We start from the raw sequence: 13,375 nt of genomic DNA, 5'->3' as shown, positions 1-13,375 counted from the left end.
CGACGATGCAGTTCACCACGCGCCCCACCCTGACCGGCACCTTCGGCATGGTCTCCACCACCCACTGGCTCGCCTCGCAGTCGGCGATGGCCGTGCTGGAGGACGGCGGCAACGCCTGTGACGCGGCCGTCGCGGGCGCCTTCGTGCTGCACGTCGTCGAGCCGCACCTCAACGGACCGGCCGGCGAGGTGCCGATCCTCTTCGCCCCGCACGGCGGCGAGGTACGCGTGGTGTGCGGGCAGGGCGTCGCACCGGCCGGGGCGAGCGCCGCGCACTACCGCGGCCTGGGCCTGGACCTCGTCCCCGGCACCGGGCCGCTCGCCGCCGCCGTGCCCGGTGCCTTCGACGCCTGGATGCTGCTGCTGCGCGACCACGGCACCAAGACCCTCGACGACGTCCTGAAGTACGCCATCGGATACGCCGAGCACGGCCACGCGCCCGTGGAGCGCGTCGGCCGGACCGTCGAGACCGTGCGGGAGCTCTTCGAGACCGAGTGGACCTCCTCGGCGGACGTCTACCTGCCCGGCGGCGAGCCGCCCCGCCCCGGCGAGCTGTTCCGCAACCCGGCGCTCGCCGCCACCTGGAAACGCCTGCTCGCCGAGACCGCGGGCGCCGGCGACCGGGAGGCACGCATCGACGCGGCGCGGGAGGTCTGGCGCGCCGGGTTCATCGCCGAGGCCCTCGTGCGGCAGGCCGCCCGCCCCACCCTCGACACCAGCGGCACCCGCCACACCGGCACCCTCACCGCCGCCGATCTCGCCACCTGGTCCGCGAGCTACGAGACACCCGCGACCTACGACTTCAACGGCTGGACCGTGTGCAAGCCGGGCCCCTGGAGCCAGGGCCCGCTCCTCCTCCAGCAGCTGGCCCTGCTCCCGCCCGAGCTGCCGCCGTACGGCTCGGGCGCGTACGTCCACCTCCTCGTCGAAGGCTGCAAGCTCGCCATGGCGGACCGGGAGGCCTGGTACGGGGACGCCGCCGACGTCCCCCTCGACGACCTGCTGTCCGCCCCGTACAACGCGGCCCGCCGCGCCCTCGTCGGCGAGCGGGCCGAGCACCGGCTGCGGCCCGGCAGCCCGGGCGGACGCACCCCGCGCCTGAGCGCCCACGCGCGCGGGGCCGCCGCCCGTGCGGGCCTCGACGCGTTCGGCGCCGGCGAGCCGACGGTCGCGAAGCTCCCCACCTCGCCCGTGCCCGGCGAGCCGGAGATCCTCCCCGACGGCAGCACCCGGGGCGACACCTGCCACCTCGACGTCGTCGACCGCTGGGGCACCATGGTCGCGGCCACGCCCAGCGGCGGCTGGCTCCAGTCCAACCCGGTCGTGCCCGAACTCGGCTTCCCGCTCGGCACCCGGCTGCAGATGACCTGGCTGGAGGAGGGCCTGCCGAGCACCCTCACCCCCGGCCGCCGCCCCCGCACCACCCTGTCCCCGTCGATGGCCCTGCGCGAGGGCGTGCCCGTCCTGGCGTTCGGCACGCCCGGCGGAGACCAGCAGGACCAGTGGCAGCTGCACTTCCTCCTGGCCCTCGCGCTGCGCCCCCCGGTCCGCGGCGGTCTCGACCTGCAGGGCGCGATCGACGCCCCGAACTGGCACAACGACAGCTTCCCCGGCTCCTTCTACCCCCGGGGCATGCGCCCGGGCAGCGTGACCGTCGAGGCCCGCACCGACCCGGCGGTCGTCGCCGAGCTGCGCCGGCGCGGCCACGAGGTGACCGTCGGCGACCCCTGGTCGGAGGGCCGCCTCTGCGTGGTCGCCCGGGACCCGTCGACGGGTGTGCTGTCGGCGGCGGCGAACCCGCGCGGCATGCAGGGGTACGCCGTCGGCCGGTGACCGCGCCCCCGCGCCCGGCGGAGTTCACCGTCCTGCCGCCCGGGGTGCACCCGGCGGGTGGGGATTGTCAGCGGCGCGTGTTGTGATGGAGGGGTGATCGACAGCAACGAAACCATCGAAGAGTTTCTCGTCCAGCACGCCTCCGGCGTCGAAGAGGCCATCCGCAAGGCGGCCGCGACGGAGATCCTGCCGCGCTGGCGGAGGCTCGCCGCGCACGAGATCGACCAGAAGGCCGGGCCGCACGACCTGGTGACCGACGCCGACCGCAAGGCCGAGCTGTACCTGACCGAGGAACTGGTCGCCCTGCTGCCCGGCTCGGTCGTGGTGGGCGAGGAGGCGGTCCACGCCAACCCGGCCTCCTACGAGGCCATCCGCGGCGACGCGCCGGTCTGGATCGTCGACCCGGTCGACGGCACCCGGCAGTTCGTGCGCGGCGAGGCCGGATTCTGCACGCTCGTCGCACTGGCCCAGGGCGGCACGCTCCTCGCCTCCTGGACCTACGCGCCCGCCCGCGACCGGCTCGCCACCGCCCAGCGGGGCAAGGGCGCCTATCTCGACGGCGAGCGGCTGTTCGCCGGCGTCCCCGAGCCCGGCCGGGACCTGCGCGTGGCCACCTCCCACCCGGACTACACGACGGACGAGCAGAAGAACGCCCTGCTCGCCCTGCGCACCGAGGGCGTGGCACCGCGCGCGTGCGGCTCGGCCGGCCTGGAGTACCTGGCCATCGCCCGCGGCGAGTCCGACGCCACGGCCTTCTCCTGGGAGGCGGCGTGGGACCACGCGGCCGGTCTGCTCCTCGTCGAGGAGGCGGGCGGCGCCCATCTGACCCTGACCGGTGAGCCGTTCCGCATCACGGGCGGCAACGCCCTGCCGTTCACGGCGGCCCGCGACGCGGCCACGGCCCGCCGGATCGCGGCCCTCCTGGCGGGCGGCGCGTGACGGCGGAATCGTTGCGTGGTGCGCACAGGTGATGACCATGCGTGTGCGCGGACGGCGGGTCACCGTCGCAAACCGGTCGTCCGCAGCCGATGTGCCCCGCGGCCGGTGACTGTCCGTCCCCGGGCATATCCTGATCCCCCAGTGGCCGTCGGCTGACGAGGGGGTCAGAAGGTGCCGTCGATGCTCGATGCCGTCGTGGTGGGTGCGGGGCCGAACGGACTGACCGCGGCCGTGGAGCTGGCGCGCCGCGGCTTCTCCGTCGCCGTCTTCGAAGCGAAGGGCACCGTGGGCGGCGGAGCGCGCACCGAGGAGCTCACCCTGCCCGGCTTCCGGCACGACCCGTGCGCCGCGGCCCACCCCCTCGCCGTCAACTCCCCGGCGTTGCGCGCCCTGCCACTGGAGCGGTACGGCCTGGAGTGGCTGCACGCCGAGCTGCCCATGGCCCACCCCTTCACCGACGGCACGGCGGCCGTGCTGGCCCGGTCGGTCGGCGAGACGGCCGCCTCCTTCGGTCCGCGCGACGCCGGGGCCTACCGCAGGCTCGTCGAGCCCTTCCTGCCCAAGTGGGACACGCTCGTGCGGGACTTCATGTCCCTGCCGCTCACGGCCCTGCCCCGCGACCCGGTGACCCTGGCCCGCTTCGGGCTCGCCGGCCTGCCCCCGTCGACCCTGCTCATGCGGCGCTTCCGCGACGAACCGGCCAGGGCGCTGTTCGCCGGGCTCGTCGCCCATGTCATGGCTCCGCTCGGCGGGTTCGCCACCGGCGCCGTCGGCCTGGTCTTCGCGCTCGCCGCGCACGCCCGCGGCTGGCCGCTCGCCCGCGGCGGCTCCCAGGCGCTCTCCGACGCCCTCGCCGCCCACCTGCGCGACCTCGGCGGCGGCGTCCACACCGACTACGAGGTCAAGCGCCTCGACGACCTCCCGCCCGCCCGGGCCTACGTCTTCGACACCTCGCCCACCGCCCTGGCCCGCATCGCCGGCTTCGGCAGCCACTACGCCGGCTACCGCTACGGACCGGGCGTGTTCAAGATCGACTACGCGCTGGACGGGCCCGTGCCGTGGACCGCGAAGGAGGCCCGGGTCGCCGGCACGGTGCAGATCGGCGCGGACAGCGCGGAGATCGGCGCGGCCCTGCGCGCGGCCTCCCGCGAGGGCAGGGCGCCCGAGAGGCCGTTCCTCATCACGACGCAGCCGAGCGTCGTCGACCCGACCCGCGCCCCCGAGGGCAAGCACGTCTTCTGGGCCTACGGGCACGTCCCGCACGGCTGGACCGGCGACCTCACCGACGCCGTGGAACGCCAACTGGAGCGTTTCGCGCCGGGGTTCCGGGACCGTGTCCTGGCCCGGGCCACGGCCGGCCCGCCCGAACTCGCCGCCCGCAACGCCAACTACGTCGGCGGTGACATCGCCACCGGCGCGGCCTCCGGCCTCCAGCTCCTGCTGCGCCCGAAGCTCACCCTGTTCCCGTACCACACGCCCCACCCGGCGGTCTTCATCTGCTCCTCGGCGACCCCGCCGGGGCCGGGCGTGCACGGGATGTCCGGACACAACGCGGCGAAGGCCGTCTGGAAGCGACTGAGGCAGACGTGACCACCATCGAAGCGGTCCAGGGCGACATCACCCGCGAGAGCGCCGACGCGATCGTCAACGCGGCCAACTCCTCGCTGCTGGGCGGGGGAGGGGTCGACGGCGCGATCCACCGGCGCGGCGGCCCGGCGATCCTGGAGGACTGCCGCAGACTGCGCGCCTCCCGGTACGGCAAGGGCCTGCCCACCGGCCGGGCGGTCGCGACCACCGCCGGCGACCTCGACGCCCGCTGGGTCATCCACACCGTCGGCCCCGTGTACAGCACCACCGAGGACCGCTCCCACCTCCTCGCCTCCTGCTACCGCGAGTCACTGCGCGTCGCCGACGAACTCGGCGCCCGCACGGTCGCGTTCCCCGCCGTCTCCACCGGCGTCTACGGCTGGCCCATGGAGGACGGCGCCCGCATCGCCGTCGAGACGGTCCGGGCGGCGGACACGGCGGTCGAACGGGTCAGGTTCGTGCTCTTCGGCCAGGAGGCGTACGAGGTGTTCGCGGCCCGGCTGCGCTGAGACACCGTCCGGGGCGGACTCAGACGGGCTCCGGCTCGAAGTGCCGCAGCAGGTCCCGGCCGGGCTGGACCACGCCGTAACTGCTCTCCGGCACCGCGTTCCACACACCGGGAAGATCGCCCAGCGGCTCGGACACCACCAGGCGGGTCTCGTCGGAGATGTGCTTGAGGAACGCGAGGTCCGGGTGGAGGGCGCGCACGTCCTCGACCCGGCTGCTGAAGTACAGCGACCGGGAATGCCCGCCGCTGGAGTAACGGAAGAACCACACGCGCTCGCCGTCGGTCACCGCGATGGTCATCTGCAGCGGCTCCGCCACCCCGTGCTCGTGCCCGAGCCGCTCGACCAGGCCCGCCATCCGCGCCACCGCGCCCGGCGGATCGCTGTCCAGGCCGAAGCTGAGCGCCACGTGGAACATCACTTCGGAGTCGGTCGTGCCCTCCAGCGAGGGGAACAGCTCCGGGTCCACCGCCAGCATGAGGTCCCGGCGCATCGCGGAGAACCCGGTGATCGCCCCGTTGTGCATCCACATCCAGCGCTCGTGCCGGAAGGGATGGCAGTTGGTCTGCTGCACGGCCGTCCCGGTGGAGGCCCGCACATGGGCGAAGAACAGCGGCGAGCGAACGTGATCGGCGATCTCGCGCAGGTTGCGGTTGCTCCACGCCGGGCCGGTGTCCCGGACGACGGCCGGGGTGCGCAGGTGCCAGGCGTACCAGCCGACGCCGAACCCGTCGCCGTTGGTGGTCTCCACCCCCATCCGCGCGTGCAGGCTCTGGTCGATCAGCGAGTGCTGCGGACGGTAGAGGACGTCGTCGAGGAGCACGGGGGTGCCCGAGTAGGCGAGCCAGCGGCACATGGTCACACCCCTTGTCTGCGGGCCGCCCCGGCGGTGCCGGGCGGTCCTGTGAGCGGTGGCTGCGGACAGGTCTCCCGCGCCGCGCGGCCGTGGCGCGAGGCTCCTCAGGCAACCTCTCCGGCGGGAGCCGCGCATCGCCCGCGGCGGGTGGTTGTGCGCCCGGGGGGCACTGCTCGCGGCAGACCGGCGGACCGGCCCGTGGTCCCGCGCGTGCGGCTCTCCCGGAACGCTGCGATGCTGGGCGGAGCGATCGTCACCCGGCGGACGGCAATCGACGGTGAGCCCATGGCGGTGACAGAGGAAGACGGCGCGGAACCGGCGCCCGAGGGCGTCGGTCCCACGGGCGACCCCCTGCTGCGCACCCGCTTCGCCCTGCCGGAGCGGCCCTCGACCTTCCTGCGCCGTGCCCGGCTGGTGCGCCACCTCGACGAAGCCCTCCGGACGCCGCTGACCCTGGTCAACGGCTCGGCCGGCGCGGGCAAGACCCTGCTGGTCGCCGACTGGGCGGCCGGCCTGCGCCAGCCCGTCGTCTGGCTCACCGCCGACAGCGCCGACCGGACCCCCGGGGTGTTCTGGGCCTATCTGCTGGAGGCGCTGCGGGCCGCCGGAGTGCCGGGGCACGCCGACGTCGGCTGTCCGGCGGAGGCGAGCCGCGTCGACCCGCGCACGCTGACCCGCCTCGCCGCCGCCCTGGAGCGCCACGGGAGGACCACCGTCGTCGTCCTCGACGAGTTCGACCGCGTGACCTCGGGCGAGATCGCGCGGCAGCTCCAGTTCGTCCTGCGGCACGCCGGACACGGACTGCACCTGGTCTTCGTCACGCGCACGGAACCCCTGCTGCCGCTGCACCGCTACCGCGCGGCCGGCGAGATGACGGAGATCCGCAACGCCGAGCTGGCCTTCACCACCGACGAGGCGCAGGAACTGCTCACCCGCCACGGCCTGCACCTGCCCCTGAGCGCGGCCCGGGCCCTGGTCGAGCGCACGCGGGGGTGGGCCGCCGGCCTGCGGCTCTGCGCACTGGCCGCCCGGCAGGACGACCATCCCGGCACGTACATCAAGCAGTTCGAGGCGGGCCGCAGCACCGTGGCCGACTTCCTCCTGGCCGAGGTGCTCGACCGGCAGGAGCCGGACACCCAGGACCTGCTGCTGCGCATCAGCGTCCTGGAACGTTTCTGCCCCGACCTGGTGAACGCGCTGACGCAGCGCACCGACGCCGAGGCCGTCCTCGCCGCGCTGCACCGCGAGAACGCCTTCGTCCACTACCTCGGACACGCCTGGTACACCCTGCACCCGCTGTTCGCCGAGATACTCCGCGCCCATCTGCGCGAGCGCCGGCCCGGCCTGGAGCCGGAGCTGCGCGGCCGGGCCGCCCGCTGGCTGCGGCGTTCGGGAGCCCTGCGGGAGGCCCTCGTCCAGGGCGCCGCGGCGGACGACTGGGACTTCACCGCCCGTACCGTCGTCGACGACCTCGCGATCGGCCGGCTCTTCACCGGCCTGCGCTCCGAGGACCTCACCACCGTGTTCGCGGACATGGGTCCCGAGGTGAGAGGCCCGGCGCCCGACCTCGTGCGTGCCGCCCGCGAGCTGGGCCGGCGCGACCTCGCCCACGGGCTGCCCCACTTGCGCCGGGCCGGGGAGGAACTGGCCCGGGACGACGGCGAACCCGCCCCGGCACGGCTCGGCCTCGCCCTGCTGGACGCGCTCGCGGCCCGGCTGACCGGCTCCCCCGAACAGGCCGAGCACGCCGCCGAGCAGGCCCGGCTGCTGCGGGAGGAGATCCCGGCGGAGCTCCTCGACGAGCACCCGGAACTCACCGCCCTGCTCCTCACCCACCTGGGCTCCGCCCGTCTGTGGGCCGGGCGGTTCGAGGACGCCCGGTCCGCCCTGGCAGCGGTCGTCTCCCAGCCCGGCGGAGCGGTGACGGCGCTGCCCCGCTGGGAGGCCCTGGGCCACCTGGCGCTGATCGACTACCTGCTCGGCTGGCCCGGCCGCGCGGAGCAGAAGGCCCTGGCCGCGGCCGGCCAGGCGGAGCGCCACAGCCTGCCCCGGCGGCCCGGTGACGGCCTCGTGCCCCTGGTCCTGGCCGCCGTCCGGCTGGACCGTGACGAACTCGACGAGGCGCAGGCGCTCCTCGCCGGCGAGGACGGCTCCCACCCCTGCGCCGAGGACCCGGTGGAGCGGGCGGGCCGGGCCGTGATCCGGGGCCGGCTGCTGCTGGCCCGAGGCGACGCCCGGGCCGCGCTGGCGGCGGCCGGCGAACCCGTCACCGCGGACGTGGCCTCACCCTGGGCGCAGGAGCACAGCGCCCTGCTCGCCTCGGCCGCCCACCTGGCCCGGGGACATCCGGAACTGGCCGGAGAAGCCGTGGAACGGTTGGCGCGCCACCGCACCGCGTGCGCGATCGAGGCGGCCCGGGCCCGGCTCGCGGCGGGCCGGACGGACGAGGCGCTCGGCCTGATCGGCCACCTGCCCGAGGACGGCAGGCCCGGCCCGGCGGTGACGGTCCGGGCCACGCTGGTCCGCGCCCAGGCGGCACACGAGTCCGGCGACCCGGCCACCGCCGCCCGTCTCGTCGCCCGCGCCCTGCTGGACAGCCGGCGCGACCGGCTGCGCCGCCCGTTCCTGGAGGCCGGTCCCTGGATCCACCCGCTGCTGCACACCGGCCGGCTGCGGGAACTGGCCGGCGGCTGGCTCGTGCCCGGCCCGGACTGGCACACCGCCGCGGCGCCCGCCCCGCCGGGACGGCCGGCGGACCTGGTCGTCGAGGAGCTGAGCGCACGGGAACGGGACGTGCTGCACCGCCTGGCCGAAATGCTGTCGACGGAGGAGATCGCCGCCGACCTGAACGTGTCGGTGAACACCGTGAAGACCCACCTGAAGAGCATCTACCGCAAGCTCGGGGTGAGCCGCCGGGCCGAGGCGGTCCGCCGGGCCCGCGAGGTGCGGCTGCTGTGAGGCCGCTGCCGATTCCCCCGCGAGGGGTGAGGCACGCCGGGGATTTCCCCGCTGAGATGGAGGCGTGAGCCATTGGCGCGCCCTGCTCGTCCTCGGAACCGCCCAGTTCCTGATGGTGCTGGACACGTCCGTGATGAACGTGTCCATCAGCCGGCTGGTCGAGGACTTCGACACCGAGGTCACGGCCATCCAAGCCGTGATCACCCTGTACGCGCTGGTCATGGCCGCTTTCATGATGATCGGCGGCCGGTTCGGGGACATCCTGGGGCGGCGGCGCGTGTTCCTGCTCGGACTCGCCGTCTACGGCACCGGATCGGCGCTGACCGCTGTGGCCCCCACCCTGTGGGTGCTGGCGCTGGGCTGGTCCGTCATCGAGGGGCTGGGCGCCGCGCTGGTCCTGCCGTCCATGGCGGCCCTCGTCGCCGAGTCCTACCGCGGCCGGGACCGGGCCGTCGCCTACGGCGTGATCGGCGGCCTGGCCGGCGCGGGCATCGCCGTGGCCCGCTGCTCGGCGGATGGATGACGACCTACCTCACCTGGCGGCTGGTGTTCGCCGGTGAGGTCGTCGTCGTCCTGGCCGTGCTCTGCCTGCACCGGGCGATCCCGCGCACGCCCCCGGCCGAACGGCCCCCGCGGCTGGACGGCACGGGCGCCGCGCTCTCGGCCGCCGGGCTGGGACTGGGCGTGCTGGGCGTGCTGCAGAGCACCAGCTGGGGCTGGGTGCAGCCGCGCGACCCGCCCTTCACCGTGCTGGGCTTCGCCCCGACCCTCTTCCTCGTCGGCGCCGGCGTGCTCGTCCTGGCCGGCTTCGCCCGCTGGGAGCGGCGGCGGGCCGCGCACGGCGGCGACGCCCTGGTGGACCTGGAACTGCTGCACCGGCCCGTCCTGCGGTCCGGTCTGACCATGCTCCTGAGCCAGAACCTCATCCTGCTCGGCCTGTTCTTCACCATCCCCCTGTACCTGCAGGTGGTGCAGGGCTTCGACGCCTTCCAGACGGGGCTGCGCCTGTTGCCGGTGTCCGTCACCATGCTGCTGGCGTCCCTGCTCGCCGCACCGCTCGGGCGGCGGGCGGGGCCCCGGCGCGTGGTGCGGCTGGCCCTGCTGACGCTGGCGGGCGCGATCGTGTGGCTGCTCGCCACCATCGACCCCGCCATCGACGACGCCCAGTTCGCCGGGGCCATGGCCCTGCTGGGCATCGGCATGGGCCTGCTCGCCTCCCAGCTGGGCAACGTCGTCCAGTCCGCCGTGGGGGAGGAGGAGCGCAGCGAGGCGGGTGGACTGCAGTTCACCGCGCAGAACCTGGGCTCGGCGCTGGGCACCGCCCTCATCGGATCGCCGCTCATCGGGGCCCTCGTACACGCCTTCACCGCCCAGATCGAGAACGACCCCCGGCTTTCGGACGAGGCCCGCGGACAGACCGGCATCGCCCTGGAGTCCGGCGTCAGCTTCGTCTCCACGGAGCAGGTCCGCTCGGCGGCCGAGCGGGCCGGGCTGCCTCCGGCCGAAGCGGAAGCCCTCACGGAGTCATACGCCTCGGCCCAGCTCGACGGACTGAAGGCGGCCGTCCTCGCCACCGGCGGCATCACCCTCGTCGGCTTCCTGGCCACGCCGCACCTGCCGGCGGGCCGGCAGAGCCGCCCGGCGGAGGGGGACGACGGCTCCCCGGCCGGAACGCGGCGCCGCGGCGCCGGAGCAGGGAGCACACCATGACCGACACCGCCCGCCACGCCCGCAAGACCGGGCGCCGGGCCCACGCCGACTACAGCGGCGGCGTCTACGGCTCCATGCTCGCCGCCTCCGTGGTGGTAGGCGCCGGCACGCTGGGCGAGCTGCCCCGGCTGGAGCTGGTACTGCTGCTCGTGCTCACCGGGGCGGTGTTCTGGCTCGCGCACGTGCACGCCCAGCTGTTCGGGGCGCGCCTGGCGCAGGAGAGCGTCGACCGCCGGACCGTGCTGCGCGTCTGCCGCGAGGAGTGGCCCATCCTCAAGGCCGCCGTCCCGCCCGCGGCCGCCGTGGCCGTCAGCCCGCTGCTGGGCCTGGACGTGCCGGGCACCCTGTGGCTGGCGCTCGCCGTGGCCGTGGCCGGGCAGGTGGGCTGGTCGCTCGCCGCGGCGGTGCGCGCGGGCGCCTCCCGGGGGCAGATGGCCCTGTCCGCCGCGGTCAACCTGCTGCTGGGGCTGCTGATCATCGTGCTCAAGATCGTCCTGAAGCACTGACACCGCCGCCGACCGGGCCCTCGGGGTTCACCTGTCCCGGGTGAGGGCGGCCGGGGCCGCGGGGCGGAGCATGGCGGGAGGAGGGCGCGCACCGCACACCCCACTCCGTCCGGGGAAGGGCAGCCCATGCGCTACGAGATCCGCGTCGAGGGGCAGCTGTCCCCGACGCTGGCCAAGGTCTTCCCGGAGCTGGACCACGTGGTGATGGCCGGGCAGACCGTCCTGTTCGGGCCCGTCGTCGACGAGGCCCACCTGTACGGGTTGCTGAGCCGCTGCCAGTCGCTGGGGCTCAGGGTCGTCGAGATGCGCCGGCTCCCGGAGTGAGCCGGGAGCCCGGCCGGGCGGTCACAGGGCAGCCGTACGGATCCGGCCGGAGCGGGCGGCGGCGGCGAGCGCCTCGAAGTCCCGTTCGTTGCGGTCGGCGTAGGCCTGCGCGAAAGCGGTGAGGGCGCGGTCGAAGCGGTCGCCGCTCCCCAGATAGGCGGCGATGGCGACAGGGTCGCCCGAGCGGGCGTGGGCCCGCGCCAGACTCGCCCCGCACAGCCGCGCGAACAGCCGGAGCAGCCCCGGGTCCATGGTCTCCGGCCGGGCGATGCCCTTCCAGTCCCGCAACTGCCGCACGTAGAAGTCCCGCTCGCGGCCGTCGAGGCCCACGGCGTGCGTCCAGCCGAGCAGGATGTCGCTGGTGGTCTGGATCAGCCGCTGCCCCGCCACGACGCGGCGCCCCTCGTTGTCGTAGCGGCCGCCCTCGGTGTGGGCGGCCAGCACCGACTCCTGAGCCTCCTTGGCCTGGAGCAGCAGCGGGTCGTCGTCGTCCCGGCCGAGCAGCAGCGCGATCCAGCAGCGGGTGCCGACACTGCCCACGCCCACGACCTTGCGGGCGACGTCGACCAGCCGGTAGTGGCGCAGCAGGTGCCGCCGCTCGGACGACAGGGTGCGGGCGTAGCCCTCCAGGACGGCGCGCAGCTCCTTCTCCTGCTCCCGCGCCGAGGAGCCGGCGGCCAGGTCGCGCAGCGGGGTGATCAGCGGCGGGTCCGGCGCGATCCGCCGGCCCTCGCCCGTGACGGCCGTGAGCTTGGCCAGGGCCTGCAGGTGCGTGCGCGTCCGGGCCTTCGCCGTCGCCTCGGCGGTGCGGCGCCTGGCCTCCTTCGTCATCGAGGCGGCCAGCAGCTCGCGCATGCGGTCGGCGTCGTCCTGCGCGTACCAGATGTCCAGCACGCGCATGCCGGCGAACTCCCGCATCCGCCGCCGGTAGGCGCGTACGCAGGCGGCGACCGCGTCGTCCTGCTCCGCGGTGCCGAAGCCGTTCGCCCGCCCGGCGATCGCGACACTGGCCGCGAGGCGCTTGACGTCCCACTCGAAGGGGCCGGCCAGGGTCTCGTCGAAGTCGTTGATGTCGAAGACCAGATGGCGCTCCGGGGAGGCCAGCAGCCGGAAGTTGAGCAGATGGGCGTCCCCGCACAGCTGCACCCGCAGCCCGGTGTCGGGGGCCGACCCGAGGTCCGCCGCCATGATCGCGGCGGCGCCCCGGTAGAAGCGGAACGGCGATTCGAGCATGCGGCCGTAGCGGATCGGCACCAGCTCCGGTACCCGGGTGGCCGACTGCCGTTCCACCACCTCCACCGGGTCGAACCGCCCGGGCCCCACGTCCAGCCGGCCGTGGGAGGACCGAGGCGAGCGCCGCCGCGCGTTGCGTCCCCCGGCGGCGCGCTCGGCGGGGGACAGGAAGGACGTGCGGGTGCCCGTCATGGTCATCGTTCGGCCCTCCGGCCGCGAGGGAAGTCGTCCGCCGGCTCCCGGCCCTGCCGGCGCAGGCCGGCCTGCACCGCGCCCGCGAGGATCTTCGCGGCCACGCCCACCAGCAGCAGCCCGCCGAACATCTGGACCATCGCGAGGACCCGGCCGGTCTGGGAGCGGGCCGCGATGTCGCCGTAGCCGACGGTCGTGAACGTGGTGAGCGTGAAGTACAGGGAGTCCGTCTTGGTCAGCGGCTCGCTGAACGAGCCCGGCGTGGTGTGCTCCAGCAGGAAGTAGGCGGTCGCGAAGAGCAGCAGGAACAGCGCCAGCGTCGTGGCCAGGGCCTCCACGGCCTTCAGCCGCGGCCAGGGCGAGTCCACGATGGCCCGCACCTCCCACCAGAAGACCACCACCACGAGCAGCAGCCCGCAGACGAGGACGGCCGAGGCGCCGCTCGTCAGACGTCCGTCGAGGGGCAGCAGGTAGTAGACGGTCAGGAGCCCGGCCGCTGTCAGGAGCGCCCGGGCGAGAGCGAGGGCCGAGGCACGCCGCCTGAGCGGTTCCCGGTCCTGCGGTTCCCGGTCCTGCGGCTCCCCTGCGCGCGAGGGCCCGGGGGCACCGGCCCGGGCGGTCGCTCGATCCTTCATCGCGTGGTCTCCCGCTCTGCCGTCCGGCACCCGGGCGGCGCCTGTGCCGACCCGGGCAGCCACCGTGCCCGGCACCCGGCCTGCGGTCCCAGCCTCA

General features: G+C 75.0%; 10 protein-coding genes and 1 pseudogene. 8 read left to right on the top strand and 3 right to left on the bottom strand.

Annotated elements, in window-relative coordinates; translation table 11 throughout:
- Positions 1–5 precede the first annotated feature (5 nt).
- The 4 genes from ACF07N_RS22650 (at position 6) to ACF07N_RS22635 (ending at position 4,867) form a co-directional block, all read left to right on the top strand.
- Positions 6–1,832, top strand: a complete 1,827-nt coding sequence (locus tag ACF07N_RS22650) for a gamma-glutamyltransferase family protein (RefSeq protein ID WP_392115707.1) — start codon at positions 6–8, stop codon at positions 1,830–1,832.
- A gap of 93 nt (positions 1,833–1,925) precedes the next feature.
- Positions 1,926–2,771, top strand: coding sequence for an inositol monophosphatase family protein (locus ACF07N_RS22645; protein ID WP_392115704.1), 846 nt, complete (start codon positions 1,926–1,928; stop codon positions 2,769–2,771).
- A gap of 180 nt (positions 2,772–2,951) precedes the next feature.
- Complete coding sequence (locus ACF07N_RS22640) at positions 2,952–4,361, top strand: phytoene desaturase family protein (protein ID WP_392115702.1); 1,410 nt, start codon at positions 2,952–2,954, stop codon at positions 4,359–4,361.
- A complete protein-coding gene (locus ACF07N_RS22635) occupies positions 4,358–4,867 on the top strand; it encodes an O-acetyl-ADP-ribose deacetylase (protein WP_392115699.1) in 510 nt (169 codons plus the stop codon). The genes ACF07N_RS22640 and ACF07N_RS22635 overlap by 4 nt, the downstream gene beginning before the upstream one ends.
- Positions 4,868–4,886: 19 nt before the next feature.
- Here the strand turns inward: ACF07N_RS22635 and ACF07N_RS22630 are convergent, their stop codons facing one another.
- Positions 4,887–5,720, bottom strand: a complete 834-nt coding sequence (locus ACF07N_RS22630; protein WP_392115696.1) for a class II glutamine amidotransferase — start codon at positions 5,718–5,720, stop codon at positions 4,887–4,889.
- A gap of 285 nt (positions 5,721–6,005) precedes the next feature.
- Between ACF07N_RS22630 and ACF07N_RS22625 the strand changes: the two genes are divergently transcribed.
- From ACF07N_RS22625 to ACF07N_RS22610, 4 genes and pseudogenes are all read left to right on the top strand, one after another.
- On the top strand, positions 6,006–8,678 hold the full coding sequence (locus ACF07N_RS22625) for a LuxR C-terminal-related transcriptional regulator (RefSeq protein WP_392115694.1): 2,673 nt from the start codon (positions 6,006–6,008) through the stop codon (positions 8,676–8,678).
- A 64-nt stretch (positions 8,679–8,742) separates the two neighbouring features.
- Positions 8,743–10,388: pseudogene (locus ACF07N_RS22620) on the top strand (MFS transporter).
- A complete protein-coding gene (locus ACF07N_RS22615) occupies positions 10,385–10,894 on the top strand; it encodes a hypothetical protein (RefSeq protein ID WP_392115691.1) in 510 nt (169 codons plus the stop codon). The pseudogene ACF07N_RS22620 and the gene ACF07N_RS22615 overlap by 4 nt, the downstream one beginning before the upstream one ends.
- Before the next feature lie 126 nt (positions 10,895–11,020).
- On the top strand, positions 11,021–11,218 hold the full coding sequence (locus ACF07N_RS22610) for a hypothetical protein (RefSeq protein ID WP_383321957.1): 198 nt from the start codon (positions 11,021–11,023) through the stop codon (positions 11,216–11,218).
- A 21-nt stretch (positions 11,219–11,239) separates the two neighbouring features.
- Here the strand turns inward: ACF07N_RS22610 and ACF07N_RS22605 are convergent, their stop codons facing one another.
- Positions 11,240–12,649, bottom strand: a complete 1,410-nt coding sequence (locus ACF07N_RS22605; RefSeq protein ID WP_392115688.1) for a DUF2252 domain-containing protein — start codon at positions 12,647–12,649, stop codon at positions 11,240–11,242.
- Positions 12,646–13,278: a potassium channel family protein gene (locus tag ACF07N_RS22600; protein WP_392115685.1), complete on the bottom strand. Its 633-nt coding sequence runs from the start codon at positions 13,276–13,278 to the stop codon at positions 12,646–12,648. The genes ACF07N_RS22605 and ACF07N_RS22600 overlap by 4 nt, the downstream gene beginning before the upstream one ends.
- Positions 13,279–13,375: the final 97 nt, after the last annotated feature.

The sequence above is a fragment of the Streptomyces sp. NPDC015242 genome (genome assembly GCF_043079125.1).
In the GTDB taxonomy this organism is placed as follows: Bacteria; Actinomycetota; Actinomycetes; order Streptomycetales; family Streptomycetaceae; genus Streptomyces.
Note: the sequence above shows the minus strand (reverse complement) of the source record. Positions and strands in the feature narration are given on the sequence as shown.

Coding starts and splice junctions, on each gene's coding strand:
- ACF07N_RS22650 (WP_392115707.1), top strand. CDS start 6: ATGCAGTTCACCACGCGCCCCACCCTGACCGGCACCTTCGGCATGGTC.
- ACF07N_RS22640 (WP_392115702.1), top strand. CDS start 2,952: ATGCTCGATGCCGTCGTGGTGGGTGCGGGGCCGAACGGACTGACCGCG.
- ACF07N_RS22630 (WP_392115696.1), bottom strand. CDS start 5,720: ATGTGCCGCTGGCTCGCCTACTCGGGCACCCCCGTGCTCCTCGACGAC.
- ACF07N_RS22625 (WP_392115694.1), top strand. CDS start 6,006: ATGGCGGTGACAGAGGAAGACGGCGCGGAACCGGCGCCCGAGGGCGTC.
- ACF07N_RS22615 (WP_392115691.1), top strand. CDS start 10,385: ATGACCGACACCGCCCGCCACGCCCGCAAGACCGGGCGCCGGGCCCAC.
- ACF07N_RS22610 (WP_383321957.1), top strand. CDS start 11,021: ATGCGCTACGAGATCCGCGTCGAGGGGCAGCTGTCCCCGACGCTGGCC.
- ACF07N_RS22605 (WP_392115688.1), bottom strand. CDS start 12,649: ATGACCATGACGGGCACCCGCACGTCCTTCCTGTCCCCCGCCGAGCGC.
- ACF07N_RS22600 (WP_392115685.1), bottom strand. CDS start 13,278: ATGAAGGATCGAGCGACCGCCCGGGCCGGTGCCCCCGGGCCCTCGCGC.